General features: G+C 35.0%; 9 protein-coding genes, 4 tRNA genes, 3 rRNA genes and 1 other annotated feature. Of the genes, 1 reads left to right on the forward strand and 15 read right to left on the reverse strand.

The window, feature by feature from the left end:
- Positions 1-16: 16 nt before the first annotated feature.
- The 11 genes from RBU61_RS11880 to RBU61_RS11930 all read right to left on the reverse strand — a co-directional run bounded on the left by RBU61_RS11880 (position 17) and on the right by RBU61_RS11930 (position 10,171).
- A tRNA-Met gene (locus tag RBU61_RS11880) sits at positions 17-93 on the reverse strand.
- 83 nt (positions 94-176) lie between these two features.
- Positions 177-265: transfer RNA gene (locus RBU61_RS11885), tRNA-Leu, on the reverse strand.
- Positions 266-280: 15 nt separating this feature from the next.
- Positions 281-355 (reverse strand) — tRNA-Asn (locus tag RBU61_RS11890).
- 3 nt (positions 356-358) lie between these two features.
- A 5S ribosomal RNA gene (rrf, locus tag RBU61_RS11895) occupies positions 359-475 on the reverse strand.
- A 24-nt stretch (positions 476-499) separates the two neighbouring features.
- Positions 500-3,393, reverse strand: a 23S ribosomal RNA gene (locus RBU61_RS11900).
- 71 nt (positions 3,394-3,464) lie between these two features.
- Positions 3,465-3,540, reverse strand: a tRNA-Ala gene (locus RBU61_RS11905).
- A 47-nt stretch (positions 3,541-3,587) separates the two neighbouring features.
- Positions 3,588-5,118, reverse strand: a 16S ribosomal RNA gene (locus RBU61_RS11910).
- The 16S, 23S and 5S rRNA genes sit together here with 4 tRNA genes alongside, the layout of an rRNA operon.
- Before the next feature lie 446 nt (positions 5,119-5,564).
- The gene (locus tag RBU61_RS11915; RefSeq protein ID WP_308875639.1) at positions 5,565-6,476 is read right to left on the reverse strand and encodes a bifunctional enoyl-CoA hydratase/phosphate acetyltransferase; all 912 of its coding nucleotides are present in this window, start codon (positions 6,474-6,476) and stop codon (positions 5,565-5,567) included.
- Positions 6,477-6,500: 24 nt separating this feature from the next.
- Positions 6,501-7,634, reverse strand: coding sequence for a tetratricopeptide repeat protein (locus tag RBU61_RS11920; RefSeq protein ID WP_308875640.1), 1,134 nt, complete (start codon positions 7,632-7,634; stop codon positions 6,501-6,503).
- Positions 7,635-7,651: 17 nt separating this feature from the next.
- Positions 7,652-8,401 carry a hypothetical protein gene (locus RBU61_RS11925; RefSeq protein ID WP_308875641.1) on the reverse strand — a complete coding sequence of 250 codons (750 nt, stop codon included), beginning with the start codon at positions 8,399-8,401 and terminating at the stop codon, positions 7,652-7,654.
- Positions 8,402-10,171 (reverse strand): B12-binding domain-containing radical SAM protein, encoded by a 1,770-nt coding sequence (locus tag RBU61_RS11930; protein WP_308875642.1) that lies wholly within the window; start codon positions 10,169-10,171, stop codon positions 8,402-8,404. It abuts the gene before it with no gap.
- Between the two features lie 146 nt (positions 10,172-10,317).
- Here RBU61_RS11930 and RBU61_RS11935 point away from each other — a divergent pair, with 146 nt between their 5' ends.
- Positions 10,318-10,512 (forward strand): hypothetical protein, encoded by a 195-nt coding sequence (locus RBU61_RS11935; RefSeq protein WP_308875643.1) that lies wholly within the window; start codon positions 10,318-10,320, stop codon positions 10,510-10,512.
- 20 nt (positions 10,513-10,532) lie between these two features.
- Here RBU61_RS11935 and RBU61_RS11940 read toward each other — a convergent pair whose 3' ends face one another.
- The 4 genes from RBU61_RS11940 to RBU61_RS11955 all read right to left on the reverse strand — a co-directional run bounded on the left by RBU61_RS11940 (position 10,533) and on the right by RBU61_RS11955 (position 16,082).
- Positions 10,533-11,495 carry a hypothetical protein gene (locus tag RBU61_RS11940; protein ID WP_308875644.1) on the reverse strand — a complete coding sequence of 321 codons (963 nt, stop codon included), beginning with the start codon at positions 11,493-11,495 and terminating at the stop codon, positions 10,533-10,535.
- A gap of 6 nt (positions 11,496-11,501) precedes the next feature.
- Entirely contained in the window at positions 11,502-13,202 is a 1,701-nt protein-coding gene (argS, locus tag RBU61_RS11945; RefSeq protein ID WP_308875645.1) for an arginine--tRNA ligase, read from the reverse strand.
- A gap of 42 nt (positions 13,203-13,244) precedes the next feature.
- Positions 13,245-13,445, reverse strand: a binding site (T-box leader).
- 54 nt (positions 13,446-13,499) lie between these two features.
- Positions 13,500-14,759: an MFS transporter gene (locus RBU61_RS11950; RefSeq protein WP_308875646.1), complete on the reverse strand. Its 1,260-nt coding sequence runs from the start codon at positions 14,757-14,759 to the stop codon at positions 13,500-13,502.
- A gap of 105 nt (positions 14,760-14,864) precedes the next feature.
- On the reverse strand, positions 14,865-16,082 hold the full coding sequence (locus RBU61_RS11955; protein ID WP_308875647.1) for a MerR family transcriptional regulator: 1,218 nt from the start codon (positions 16,080-16,082) through the stop codon (positions 14,865-14,867).
- Positions 16,083-16,113 lie beyond the last annotated feature (31 nt).

The raw sequence follows: 16,113 nt of genomic DNA on the forward strand, positions 1-16,113 counted from the left end.
TGTACCTTAAGAATTATGGTTGCGGGAGCCGGATTTGAACCGACGACCTCCGGGTTATGAGCCCGACGAGCTGCCAAACTGCTCCATCCCGCGGCATTATTTTATAGTTCTGTTTTTCTCCATACCTATGACTTACCTATAATTTTCTACATTCATTGGATCAAGTCATTATGTAATGGTGCCGGAGACCGGAATCGAACCGGTACGATCGGTGAGGATCGCAGGATTTTAAGTCCTGTGCGTCTGCCTGTTCCGCCACTCCGGCGTTTTATGTTTCTAATGGCTCTTGGGGTGGGACTCGAACCCACAACCTACCGGTTAACAGCCGGTTGCTCCGCCATTGAGCTACCCAAGATCAGCCTGGCAACTTCCTACTCTCCCAGGTCGTTTCCAACCAAGTACCATCGGCGTTAAGATGCTTAACTTCTGTGTTCGGTATGGGTACAGGTGTGTCCATCTTGCTATCGTCACCAGACGAAAACTATCAATTGCAATATTTTAGGTCAAGTCCTCGACTTATTAGTATCTCTTAGCTTAAAGTATTACTACTCTTACACCTGAGACCTATCTACCAAGTGGTCTTCTTGGAGTCTTAACTTTTAAAGTGGGAAATCTTATCTTGAGGGGGGCTTCGTGCTTAGATGCCTTCAGCACTTATCCCTTCCAGACATAGCTACTCAGCCGTGCCATTGGCATGACAACTGATACACCAGCGGTCTGTCCATCCCGGTCCTCTCGTACTAAGGACAGCTCCTCTCAAATTTCCTACGCCCACGACGGATAGGGACCGAACTGTCTCACGACGTTCTGAACCCAGCTCGCGTGCCTCTTTAATGGGCGAACAGCCCAACCCTTGGGACCTACTCCAGCCCCAGGATGAGACGAGCCGACATCGAGGTGCCAAACCTCCCCGTCGATGTGGACTCTTGGGGAGATAAGCCTGTTATCCCCGGGGTAGCTTTTATCCGTTGAGCGATGGCCCTTCCACTCGGAACCACCGGATCACTAAGTCCAACTTTCGTTTCTGCTCCACTTGTTGGTGTCGCAGTTAAGCTCCCTTTTGCCTTTACACTCTTCGCACGATTTCCGACCGTGCTGAGGGAACCTTTGAGCGCCTCCGTTACTCTTTAGGAGGCGACCGCCCCAGTCAAACTGCCCAACTGACAGTGTCCCTATACCAGTTTCATGGTATCAGGTTAGAATTTCAGCATTACAAGAGTGGTATCCCAAGGTTGACTCCACCAAAGCTGGCGCCCTGGCTTCAAAGTCTCCCACCTATCCTGTACATGCAATGCCGAAATCCAATGTCAGCCTGCAGTAAAGCTCCACGGGGTCTTTCCGTCCTGTCGCGGGTAATACGCATCTTCACGTATACTACAATTTCACCGGATCCATTGTTGAGACAGTGCCCAAATCGTTACACCTTTCGTGCGGGTCGGAACTTACCCGACAAGGAATTTCGCTACCTTAGGACCGTTATAGTTACGGCCGCCGTTTACTGGGGCTTAAGTTCTAGCCTTCGCTTACGCTAAGCCTTCCCCTTAACCTTCCAGCACCGGGCAGGTGTCAGCACCTATACTTCGTCTTTCGACTTAGCAGATACTTGTGTTTTTGGTAAACAGTCGCTTGGGCCTATTCACTGCGGCCAGGTTTCCTGGCACCCCTTCTCCCTAAGTTACGGGGCTATTTTGCCGAGTTCCTTAACAATGGTTCTTCCGCTCGTCTTAGGATTCTCTCCTCGCCTACCTGTGTCGGTTTGCGGTACGGGTAGTTACTTGCTCGATAGAAGCTTTTCTTGGCAGTGTGGAGTCAGCTACTTCTCTACTTGTTTTTCGATCCCCATCACATTTCAGAATTATGAGTACGGATTTGCCTATACTCACTTCCTTTATGCTTAGACGTGCTCAACCAACGGCACGCTTAGCCTATCCTCCTGCGTCACTCCATTTCTCAAACGCTTATAACTAGTACAGGAATTTCAACCTGTTGTCCATCGCCTACGCTTTTCAGCCTTGGCTTAGGTCCCGACTTACCCTGAGTGGACGAACCTTCCTCAGGAAACCTTAGGCTTTCGACGGGTGAGATTCTCACTCACCTTTCGCTACTTATGCCAGCATTCTCTCTTGTGTGCAGTCCAGCACTCCTTACGGTATACCTTCTATCCACACACAATGCTCCTCTACCGATTCTTACGAATCCCACAGCTTCGGTACCAGATTTAAGCCCCGGAAATCTTCGGCGCAAGGTCTCTCGACCAGTGAGCTATTACGCACTCTTTAAATGTATGGCTGCTTCTAAGCCAACATCCTGGTTGTCTGTGAAACCTCACATCCTTTACCACTTAATCTGGATTTAGGGACCTTAGCTGGTGATCTGGGCTCTTTCCCTTTCGACTATGAAGCTTATCCCACATAGTCTGACTCCCAAGGTTATGAGTATGGCATTCGGAGTTTGATAGGTTTTGGTAACGCTATGCGCCCCTAGACCATTCAGTGCTCTACCTCCATATCACTTTTCCTTGAGGCTAGCCCTAAAGCTATTTCGAGGAGAACCAGCTATCTCCGAGTTCGATTGGCTTTTCACCCCTATCCACAGGTCATCCCATAGCTTTTAAACGCTAACGGGTTCGAGCCTCCATTGAATTTTACTTCAACTTCACTCTGCCCATGGATAGGTCACCCGGTTTCGGGTCTATGGCAGGGAACTTAGTCGCCCTATTAAGACTTGGTTTCCCTACGGCTCCTGACCTTAAGTCATTAACCTTGCTCACTACCATAACTCGCTGGCCCGTTCTACAAAAAGTACGTGGTTACACGAATAATGTGCTTCCACTGCTTGTAGGCGTAGGGTTTCAGATTCTATTTCACTCCCCTTCCGGGGTTCTTTTCACCTTTCCCTCACGGTACTATTTCTCTATCGGTCACCAAGGAGTATTTAGCCTTGGGAGGTGGTCCTCCCTACTTCCCACAGGATTTCACGTGTCCCGTGGTACTCTGGATACCAGCTGGTAAACTCTTCTTTCATATACCGGACTATCACCGTCTATGGTGGGATTTTCCAATCCTCTTCTATTAGATTCATTATTCCATTATGCTGGTCCTTAACCCCAGATAAATCTGGTTTGGGCTCTTTCCCGTTCGCTCGCCGCTACTTAGGAAATCGATTTTTCTTTCTTCTCCTCAGGGTACTTAGATGTTTCAGTTCCCCTGGTCTTCCTTCATACACCTATGTATTCAGTGTATGATACTTGAGGGTTGCTCAAGTAGGTTTCCCCATTCGGAAATCTCCGGATCACAGTCTATTTGCGACTCCCCGAAGCATATCGGTGCTTATCCCGTCCTTCATCGGCTCTTGGTGCCAAGGCATTCGCCCTACGCCCTTAATAACTTGACCTAAATTACTTATTTATATTGCAATTTGTAGTTTTCAATGTTCAGTGTGAACAATTATACTTGATAATTGTTTGGTGGAGATGAGGAGAGTCGAACTCCTGACCCCCTGCTTGCAAGGCAGGTGCTCTCCCAACTGAGCTACACCCCCACGATAATATATAAACAGAACAGTGTGAGTTCTTTTGAACTCCTTAGAAAGGAGGTGATCCAGCCGCACCTTCCGATACGGCTACCTTGTTACGACTTCACCCTAGTTATTGACCCTACCTTCGACAGCTGCCTCCTTACGGTTAGCTCACTGGCTTCGGGTATTGCCAACTCCCATGGTGTGACGGGCGGTGTGTACAAGACCCGGGAACGCATTCACCGCGACATTCTGATTCACGATTACTAGCAACTCCGACTTCATGCAGGCGAGTTGCAGCCTGCAATCCGAACTGGGATCGGCTTTAAGAGATTTGCATCTTATCGCTAAGTAGCTGCTCGTTGTACCGACCATTGTAGCACGTGTGTAGCCCAGGACATAAAGGGCATGATGATTTGACGTCATCCCCACCTTCCTCCGATTTGTCATCGGCAGTCCCTCTAGAGTGCTCAACTTAATGGTAGCAACTAAAGGCAAGGGTTGCGCTCGTTGCGGGACTTAACCCAACATCTCACGACACGAGCTGACGACAACCATGCACCACCTGTGTCCCCTGTACCCGAAGGTAAAGGTCTATCTCTAGACCGGTCAGGGGCATGTCAAGCCCTGGTAAGGTTCTTCGCGTTGCTTCGAATTAAACCACATGCTCCGCTGCTTGTGCGGGTCCCCGTCAATTCCTTTGAGTTTCATACTTGCGTACGTACTCCCCAGGCGGAGTGCTTAATGCGTTAGCTGCGGCACCGAGGTTTGACCCCCAACACCTAGCACTCATCGTTTACGGCGTGGACTACCAGGGTATCTAATCCTGTTCGCTCCCCACGCTTTCGTGCATCAGCGTCAGTATAAGTCCAGAAAGTCGCCTTCGCCACTGGTATTCCTCCTAATATCTACGCATTTCACCGCTACACTAGGAATTCCACTTTCCTCTCCTTAACTCAAGCCTTCCAGTTTCAAATGCTTACCACGGTTGAGCCGTGATCTTTCACATCTGACTTAAAAGGCCGCCTACGCACCCTTTACGCCCAATAAATCCGGACAACGCTTGCCCCCTACGTATTACCGCGGCTGCTGGCACGTAGTTAGCCGGGGCTTCCTCCTTGGGTACCGTCATTATCGTCCCCAAGGACAGAACTTTACGACCCGAAGGCCTTCATCGTTCACGCGGCGTCGCTGCATCAGAGTTTCCTCCATTGTGCAATATTCCCCACTGCTGCCTCCCGTAGGAGTCTGGACCGTGTCTCAGTTCCAGTGTGGCCGTTCACCCTCTCAGGCCGGCTACCCATCGTAGTCTTGGTGAGCCATTACCTCACCAACTAACTAATGGGACGCGAGACCATCTTTCACCGCTTTACGCTTTGACTATTCCTTCATGTGAAGATTTAGTATCATAAGGTATTAATCCCAGTTTCCCGAGGCTATCCCTTTGTGAAAGGCAGGTTTCTCACGCGTTACTCACCCGTCCGCCGCTAAGATAATCAAAGTTTCATTCCGAAGAAATCAACCTTGAAAACTTCGCTCGACTTGCATGTGTTAGGCACGCCGCCAGCGTTCGTCCTGAGCCAGGATCAAACTCTCATTTAAAAGTTTGATTCAGCTCAATTTGCTGACTGTTGTTTCATGTGTTACTTTTTATAATTCAAAGTTTCTCACACTGTTTAGTTTTCTAGGTTCTTGTCGTCTCGCTTGAGGCGACTTGTTTAGTATAGCAAATTTTTCATTTGCTGTCAACCACTTTTTTTAAAAACTTTTTTCAAATCTTTGCTGATTTGTGAAGTTTTTTTGTTGTAGCTGACTTTTACTATCATACTCTTTTTTCCAAGAGTTGTCAACTGTTTTTTTAACTTTTTTTAAATCTTTTTTAGATTTATTTGAGTTAATGTCGCAGCCGACTTTTATTATAATACACGGTTTCAAATATAAAGTCAACCCTTTTTTATAAAAAAGTTAAAGACTATGTTAAACATAGTCTTTAGCCAATATTTATTGTATTCATTTTCTAAAAAAATATACATATAATTTCAAATTAACTATTCTTTAAAGGCTGCAACTGCACTTCCTAGTGCAATAGAATATAATTTCGCTTCGTGGTCGTCCGCTCTTGATACTAATACTATGGGAGCTTTTGCACCCATTACTATACCTGCTGATTTTCCATCGGCAAAATAAGTAATACTTTTTCCTATACCATTTCCCATTTCAATATTAGGAACTAGAAGTACATCAGCATCTCCTGCCACCGATGATTTGTATCCTTTTATTTCTGCCGATGATTTAGATACTGCTAAGTCTAATGCCATAGGACCATCAACTATAGTCCCCTTTGAAAAATCTCCCTTTATATATTTATTCTTCAGTTCATCTGCATCTACTGTAGCTGTCATTTTAGGGTCTACTTTTTCTTTAGCGGCTAAACAAGCCACTTTAACTTCTTCTTTCCCCAATGATTTTACTACTGTTACTGCATTTTCTATGATTTTTACTTTATCCTCAAGTGATGGCTGTAGGTTCATTCCACCATCTGTTAAATAAATTAACTTTGAGTAGCTTGGAATATCATAAATCATCACATGACTTAAAAGTGAATCAGTTCTTAGTCCCCATTCCTTATTTAAAACCGCCTTTAGTAATATGGATGTATCCACTAATCCTTTCATTATAAAATTAGCTTTTCCTGTGGAAACCATTTTGACTCCTATTTCTGCAGACATGTTCAAGTCTTCTTCATCTATCAGCTCATAGTTACTTATATCAATTCCTTTTTCTTTAGCTATTAAGTCTGTCTTTTTCTTGTCTCCTATTAAAATTGGTTCAGCTATACCTAGTTTTTCTGCTTCTACCACTGCACCTAAAACTTCTTCATCATGGCAAGCTACTACCGCTAATCTCATTTTTTTCTCAGTTTTGATTTTCAGCAATTCTTCTAATTTCTTAATTTCCAATGATATCCCTCCATATTTAATATATTATCTATTTATTAAATCCTCTAATATCTTTTTTTGGCTGTTCATATTTTCATCACTGGGGTTTAATTTAACTGCTTCACTAATATCTCCATAAGCTTCTTCCAATTTTCCTAGCTGTAGATAGGATAATCCTCTATTAAATATTAGCTTATAATCATTTTGTATGTGTTCAATACCTTCTGTAAATACATTTATGGCATTATCAAAATCTCCTATAGTAAATAAGCAAATACCTAATTCATTATAAAGGTCTGAGTCCTCTTTATATAAATCTAATGATTCATAGAAATAATCAATAGCTCTTTCAAAATCTCCTATTCCCTTATGGCAAATTCCTATTAGATACTTAAGCTCCCACCACTTCTCGAATTTAGGTAATAGCTTTAAAAATATATCTAAAGCTTTATCGAAATGCTCTCGAGATAAGTATGATATTCCTGACTCTAAAGCCACATCGTTTTCTATAAATTCTATTTCTCCTCTTATTTCTTGAAGTCTTATCTCATCCCTATCTAATGTTAAATACTTGGTCCATATTAGCTTAGCCTTTAAATACTGCTCATTAAACTTATAATGATAACCAAGTTTATAATATGCTAAAGGATATTTATCATCTATATCCAATATAGATTCTAATTCATAAGTAGATTCATTGAGAAACTTTAGTCCTTCTTCTTCTTGTTCCTTAGAAAAATACTCTTTCGCTATTTCTTCCAACGCAAAAGCATAATTAAAAATCCCGTTCATATTTTCGGAATTTATAAGTTTTAATGCTCTAAAACAAATTGCTCCACCTACATAATCCTTCTTTTCCATTCTTTTAATTCCCTGAAAGAATATATACTCTTCAAATTCTTCATTATAAGCCATAAGAATATTTTTATAATCCTCTATATACTTAAACTCAGGATCTATACCTATTAAGTAAATTATTCCGTTTATTATATATTCAAGCTTTATTTCCTCTTCTAAATTACCTTCTTTAATTTCCCCTAATAATACATCTGTTATTATTGGTAAGGGAATATTTTTATTTACTGGATACCCCTTAATATTAATAGTTGTATCCTCCCTTAGCTCCATAAATGTAACTCTAACTGATTCTTTTTTAAAATATTCATTAATATAGTCCATATTATCACCTTCTATTATTAAAACTTGTTCATAAACATTCTTTTTCTTCTAGTACTTGTACTAAGCAATTTATATAAGTGTCCTCTGTAAATCATTGTAAAGGAAAATATCCCTTGTCCTATTAAATATCTTATAATCTCTGGTATACTTAAACCTAATCCTAAATTTAAATGTGTAGAAAACATAGTTATAATACTTCCTGTGAAGTAATAGATAACTATATAAAATATAGCATTTGGCAATAACCAATTTAGCCAATTTTCCTTCATAAAATCAATTGAATACATAATACTCTCCATAGGATCTAAGACTTTTAAATATAATGTCTCAGGAAGAGGATTTAATAAGATAAATATTGATACAGTCACTATTATATTTAATATATTAGCATTAAACCCTATTATCCCTTGAATAAGATTTAATAAATAGCTGCCTATCCACGCAAAGAAAAATACCGTATATACCTTTCTAGTAAAATACTTAAATCCATCTTTAAAATCTTGAAAGGTTATTTTATTATAATTAATCACATTATACAAAAGATATAAATAATTAGATATTAGACTTGCACTTACTATTGCTATTATAATACCTGCAATAATAGATAGTATTCCGCTAAATAAAGTTACAGCCAACCCAAACATAAGCATATTTATGATTATATAGGCTATTCCAGTAAAAATTATCATCCAGTTATCCTTTAAACTAGATACCGCTTTCTTTAATGTCTGCCCATTAATTATAAAAAAATCTTTTAATATATCCAATCAAATCAACTCCTTTAATATATAAGTTACGTCATAAGTTTTACATCTATTTATGACTCCTTCCTGATAAACAAACAATATATATATTTCATCCTTTTCGTCTATGGAATTATAACCATTTTCCATGATTTTAAAAATATTATTTTTAAATCCTTCTATTGCTACTTCTTTTATTGTTTTTTTAGTTGGTAAATCCTTATATTCTCTTAAGTACTTTTCAATTATTCTTTCATCCTTTAGTATCTCATGCATCTTCCTTTGTTCTATGTTTCTTTCAAATATATCTATACCATGTGGAGTTCGTGACCCTTTATTATTCTCTATAAAATCAAATCTTAACAATTCATTAAAGCTCGAGATATCGGGATAATTTTTTGTTTTATAAAACTCTATTAATATTTCATATAATCTAATTCTACTATTGGATACCTTATGATACTCATTTTCTTCCCAGAAGAAAGAGAAATCCTCGTAAAAATCAAATGGACTAGTATAGTGGTTATTAATTATATATTCTAGAGAGTGTTCAAAATATCCTTCATTATAATATCTTTCCACTAGATCCTCTATAAATTTAAGCCTTATAATCTCTCCATATTTTATAAAGTCATTCTCTAATACTTCATAAGGTGGGGTATCTAAGTATCTAAATCCATATTTTTCTTCATCTTTCCTCAAGCCGGACCCTTTTAACAGCTTTAAAAAACCTAATTGTATTTTCTCAGGCTTGATTTCATAAACATCATTAAATGACTTTCTAAAGGAATTGTATCCTTCATAGGGAAGCCCTGCAATAAGGTCTAGATGTTGATGAATATTTTTATATGATTTTATTTCACTAGTAATTCTTCTTAATTTCTCAAAATCAGTAACTCTACCTACTGCTTCTATAGTATCTAAATTAGTAGACTGTACTCCTACCTCAAACTGGAATAGTCCTTCTTTTACATTAGATAGAAAGTCTAGCATTTCTCTATCTAATAAATGAGCTGTAACTTCAAAGTGAAAGTTAATATCTTTAGGATTTTTATCTATAATAAAATTCATTATTTCCATGGCATACTTTTTATTTGCATTAAATGTCCTATCTACAAACTTTACTTGTTTAACTTTAGAGTCTATAAGTATATTTAATTCTTCTTTTACCCTTTCTATAGAGAAATATCTAACTCCTTTAATAGTTGAGGAAAGGCAAAATTCACAACCAAAAGGACATCCTCTAGATGATTCAAAATATACTATTTTATTTCTAAATTCATTTCCCATATTTCTATAGGGAGATGGAATAGTATTTAAATCTTTAATTAAATGCCTAGAAGGATTGATAACTATCTTATTGTCCTCTCTATGAATTAAACCATTTATATTATTATATTTACTGCTATTGCTTATTAAAGCTTCCATAAGCTCCTTAAATGTTTCTTCCCCCTCTCCATAGACTATAAAATCAATGAAGGGATTATCCTTTAGTATCTTTTCTCCGCCGAAGGAAACCTCTGGTCCCCCTAAAATTATCTTTATCTCAGGCTTAACTATTTTTAAAATTTCACATATCTCTAAAGTCTCAGTTAAATTCCATATATAAGTGGAGAAACCTATTACATCCGGGTTTTCTTTATATATATCTGAAGCTATGAAATCTATATTCTGGTTTATTGTATACTCTTTTAGTTCAATTGAGATTAAATCTCTAACATATTCCTTCAAATATCTAATAGATAAACAAGAATGAACAAATTTGGAATTTAGTGTAGTTAATATTGTCTTCATATCTTTTCCTCCCTTAATACTAAATACATTATATCATTAGTTTTTAATCTTATACAGATAATTTAGAAAAACATGAGAATAACCATTGAACTTTTGACAAAGTTCTTATAAAATAGATTGTATAATACGACAAAAGGAGGACAATCATGAGAGATTTTGACAAGATTTCAATACAGGAAATGTCTAAGGATGATATGCTTCTGATTATTGAAGCTTTAGAATATACAGGTAAAAATACTCAAATAGATGACTTCATAAGTTTAAAAGACAGCATTGTTGAGGAATTAAGTTGTTTGGTGGAAATTGACGAAAAAGATTTTTTAGAATATATTAAAAAATAGGCATTCATCAATTTGAAAGCCTATTTTTTAAATGAATACATACCTGTTCTAGTTTGAACTAAAGAAGTTAAAACATTGTTTTTTACTTCTTTTTTTATTACCTTGGATTTTTTAAGCAAGGAATGGAAAAACACTTCTCCTTCTTTAAAGCTAAAAATATCTGGTAATATATACTTTTCTATTTTTAGCTGCTCTGGATCAATTCTAGACTTCCTTAAATTTATAATATACTCTCCAAGATTCATATAAAATTTAGGAAGGCTATATTCAGTATCTAATTCATATAGAAATCTATAAACTATTTCACCAATAGTGGTCTTCGGTTCTTCTTTGTTAAATATATTTGTCAAATCAACTAAGTTAGGATATCTAAGGTTCTCTATTCCATTTAACATATTTAATAAATAAATTTTTTCTCTTTCAAAATCTACACTAAAATTTCCTTTATAATCTTCAATCCCTATCCTATAATGTCTTTCATATTTTCTCATATAATCAACTTGAGAAAACCCTATTATAATTTCTTTTAATTTATCTAATAATTTGTTTTCAATTTTACTATAGATTATTTCATACAATAAGTAGCTAATAGATATCCATTCAAAAAGTACCTTTAAATTCCCAGATGTAAATAATACATTTTTTATAATTTCTTCTTCCACTATTTCATAGTTTTGGTTACTAAGGACTATAGGAATTATCCTACTTACAATTGAATTATCTTCTTCATCCCAATATATAGAAGGGTCTACCCTTCCTTGTATATTTAATAAGGAAGGATTTTCACCATTTCTATAACTTACCCATAGTTTAAACTCTTCTATAAATCTTTTATAATCAATCCTTACTGCTACTTCTTCTTTCATAGGCATTAAGGATTTTATTGTTACTACTCCCAATTGAGATAAATATGTGTAAGTGTTATTTTTTATATAATCTTCTTGAAATAAATTCAGTAAAAGTCTGTCTAAATTCTTTTCCATCTATATCTACATTCTTTCCGGCGCTTCCATACCTAATAAGCCTAATCCATTTTTTAGTACATTTTTAGCTCCAAAGGATAACATAAGTCTTGCTTTTTTTAATTCTATGTCATCTGTAATTATAGGACATGAGTTATAGAACTTGTTATAAGCCTTTGCGACTTCAACTATATGCCTTGTAATGAAATATGGCTCATTTTTTTCCATAGCATCTATTACTATTCTAGGGAAATCATATAGTAGTCTTGTTATATTGATTTCTTCCTCTGTATTTAAAAGACTATAATTCACATTATCATCTACATTAAATTCTCCTCTTTCAAGCAAAGAGTTTATTCTTGCATGGGTATATTGAACATAAGGCCCTGTTTCTCCTTCAAAACTTAAAGTTCTATCCCAGGAGAATACATAGTCTTTAATTCTTTGATTAAATAATTCTTGAAACACTACTGCACCTATACCCACTTGCTTTGCTACTTCTTCTTTATTTTCCAACTTTGGATTTCTTTCATTTATTATATTTAGAGTATTTTTAACTGCAGTATTTAACACATCTTCTAAGAAGACCACTCTACCTTTTCTAGTAGATAAAGTCCCATCCTCTAAACTAACCATACCAAATGGTATATGGATACAATCTTTTGCCCACTCGTGACCCATAAGCTCTATTACCTTCATCCATGCTTTAAAGTGAAGATTTTGTTGGGAAGCTACTACATATATATTTTTATAGAAGTCATAGGTTTTCTTTCTATAGAATGCAGCTGCTATATCCCTAGTAGTGTATAAGGTAGAGCCATCAGATTTCATTATAAGAGCTGGTGGCATTCCATATTCCTCTAGGTCTACCAAATATGCTCCTTCTGATTCTTTTAATAAGTTCTTCTCCTTTAACTCCTCAATTACTGCAGGCATCTTGTCTGAATAGAAAGATTCCCCTGCATAGGAGTCAAACTTAATATTTAACATATCATATACTTTGTTGAATTCCTTTAGAGATATTTCTCTAATCCATTTCCATAGTTCTACAGCTTCTTCATTTCTGTCTTCTAATTCTTTAAACCAGTATCTCGCTTCATCTCTTAAATCTTTATTTTCTTCTGCTTCTGTATTAAATCTAACATATAACTTTAATAATTCATTTATAGGGTCAGCCTCTATTACTTCCTTATCTCCCCATTTCTTATAGGCAGAAATCAACATCCCAAATTGTGTTCCATAATCTCCTAAATGATTTATTGCTATTGTTTCAAATCCAAGGAATTTATATATTTTATATAATGAATTTCCTATAACTGTTGTTCTGATATGCCCTATATGGAAAGGCTTTGCAATATTAGGAGATGAATATTCTACTATTACTGTTTTTCCATTACCCATATCTGAAGAACCGTATTTAGTTTGCTTTTCTTTTACCCCATTTAAAGCAACTTCTGTAAGTTTCTCTTTATTTATAAAGAAGTTAAGATAAGGTCCTTTATTTTCTATCTTTTCAAAATACTCATTGTCTCCAAATTTACCTGCTAATTCTTCTGCTATGGCAGGTGGTGCTTTTCTAAAAACCTTTGCTAACCTAAATACTGGAAAAGCATAATCACCCATATCATAAGATGGTGGTACTTCTATTAAAGCAGATATTTCTTCTTCCGTCAGTGTATCTACTTCAGACTTAATTAATTTTACAGCTTCTTCTCTAAAGTTTAACATCTTTTCAACCTCCTCAAAATAATAATAGCCCTCATCCCTAATGTAAGAGACGAGAGCTAACCCGTGATACCACTCTTGTTGGCAAATGCCCACTCGAAATTTTAACGCTGCTAGCGTAATATCTTACTGATTTCAGATATATTCTCATGAGTTCTTCTCAAATATTTTCCCTGCACTGGCTTTCACCATCCCAGCTCGCTTTTACAGGGTTAAATATCTTACTTTCTCAATCTACGAATTATATACAATTATTAATATATAATATACAATACTCCTAATAAAAATACAAGTAATTATTTAATTCTCTTTACTTACATCTGAAAATATTGTTTTTTTACTATTTAAAGATAATGCATTAGTTAAAAATAATAATATTCCTCCTACAGTTGTTATAAAATATATTGGGATTCTATTTAATAAATATCCAGATAATATTAGACCAATAGGCAGAATGATTTTAACTGTACTCATTACTATACTTAGAACTCTTCCTCTATATTCATCTGGTATCATCTTTTGCAACATATACATAATTGGTATATCTATACAAGATATAGTAACTCCGAATACAACTACTACCCCGCAATAATACAAAGTATACATGATAGTAGTAAATGCCATATTCTTAAATAGTATGGGAATACCTAATAAGATTGTGCATATTCCTAAGGTAAAACTAGAAAACATTAAAACTTTTTTATATTCAATCTTCTTCATTATCCTTTTAATCAGTAATGCCCCAATTATCATCCCTACTGGAAATCCACTTTGAATTATGCCTAGACTTTTAGAACCTAGCGTCAGTACATTATTAATTATATAAGGTAAAGGTACTGTAACTGATAGACCCATAAAAAAATTTATACTAATAAACACAGTAAAAATTCCTATGATGTCTTTTCTCTCCATAATATACTCGAAACCTTTTTTCATATCTTCTACAAAATTAATATTATTTTCATTTTCCTCATGTCCATGATAGTTATATCTAAAATCTATAAACATTTCAGATACTCCTGAAATTACATAGAATATTCCACAAAGTAAAATAAAATATTTAATATCAATAAAAGCAAATACCAGCCCCCCAACCATTGGCCCTAATATTGAAGATATGGAGTCTATAATTTTACTAATTGAATTAATATTCATTAACATATCTTTTGATACTATATTAGGAATTGCAGCCTCCATAGATATGCCAAATATAGTACTGAAAATCGTAGTGATAAATGTACTAATATATATAATTGGTAAGCTTAGTCCATATATACAGCTAATTATATATATTAACATTAAAAATGTTCCATTCACTATATCCATCATAACAACTATCTTCTTTTTATCAAATTTATCTGCTAAAACTCCAGCAAATGGATTGATAATTAGCATAGGTATACTACTAACTATTAGACTTAAAGCAAAATTTAAGCCTGAACCTGTAATTTCTAATACATAAAGACCTATTGCAAAAGAATAAATGGATGCACCAAAAATAGATACAAATTTACCTAGTGAAAATAATATAAAATTTCGTCTTTCTGTTTTATTTTTCATATTGCCCCCTCCTATTAACTACATCTTAAACAGTAGTCTTTAGGCAACGTCAATATATATAATAAATATTTTTGATTATATAATTGATAAAGTATGGTGTTAACTCTATCTTTTACCGTAATATAAATAAGAATATACTTCTTCTCCTTTTACGAAATAATCTTCATATTTACCACCTTTATCTAAAGGTGCTGATACATTTTCATAAATAGGTTTATAGTATAGGTTGTTTATATTTTCTTGTATATTATTTAAAATAAAATTTTTTCTATATTCTTCAGTTATTTTACTATTCATGCTGAAGTTTTTAAATATTATATATGATCCAATTAACCAAGCGGATGTTTTAACATATTTATCAATTTTCTTTAATAAAAACTCTTCATTTAAAAAACCATAGTTGCTACTTCCTGTAAAATCCACAAGAACATCAATAGATTTATCTTCTATGGGAATTTCACTAAAATCTGTGCAGATAAAAACTATGTTCTTATTGCAATTCATAAGTTCTAACATATTTTTTAAGAATTTATGTCTTTCTAAATCATTATCTACAGCTATATAAATAGTATTATCAGGTAATTCATTATATATATGTCTTAGGAAAAAACCACTTCCCGACCCTAATTCTAATATCATTTTATTTTGAAACTCATCAAACTCTACTTTCTTATGCATTAACTCTAAGTTCCTATATAGTTTATCTAAGTACCCTATATCAGTTAAACTTATATATTCCACTATATAATTAAAATCAAAATTTACTCCATGATCTTTAGATTGCTGATTAATTACTAATATTCCATCCTCAATTATATATTCTAATCCACAACTACATCTTAAAACACCGTCAATTATTTGATTATTATCCACATTTCCCTTTGAAAGTACCAAAGTACTATTACACTTTAAACATTTAAATATATTTAAATGTTTAAAATCGATTCCAATTTTATTTTTTGGACCTACATTAAGACTTTCTAACTCTTGTATTTTGTATTTAAGATTATTTCTAACTTCCTTAAGGTTCTCTATTTCTTTTCCAATACTTATATATTTGTTTTCAAAAAAAGCCTTATAATATTGATCTTGTTCATATGGTGTAAGATTTCCTAATCGTCTAAAGATAAATATAGACTTAATTTCATTTAGAGTAAATCCCATACTCTTTAAGCTTAAAATATCCCCTAAGTCTGATTTGCATCTATGGTCAAAATAGTATTGTCCCCCCTGCATTTCAGGTATAATCAATCCCAACTCCATATAATGCCTAACAGTGTCAATGGTAAGATTGTTACTTTCAGCAAATTTTCCTATTCTCACTAATTCACCACCCATTAATAATTTATCACAC

The sequence above is a fragment of the Tissierella sp. MB52-C2 genome, assembly GCF_030931715.1.
Classification (GTDB): domain Bacteria; phylum Bacillota; class Clostridia; order Tissierellales; family Tissierellaceae; genus Tissierella.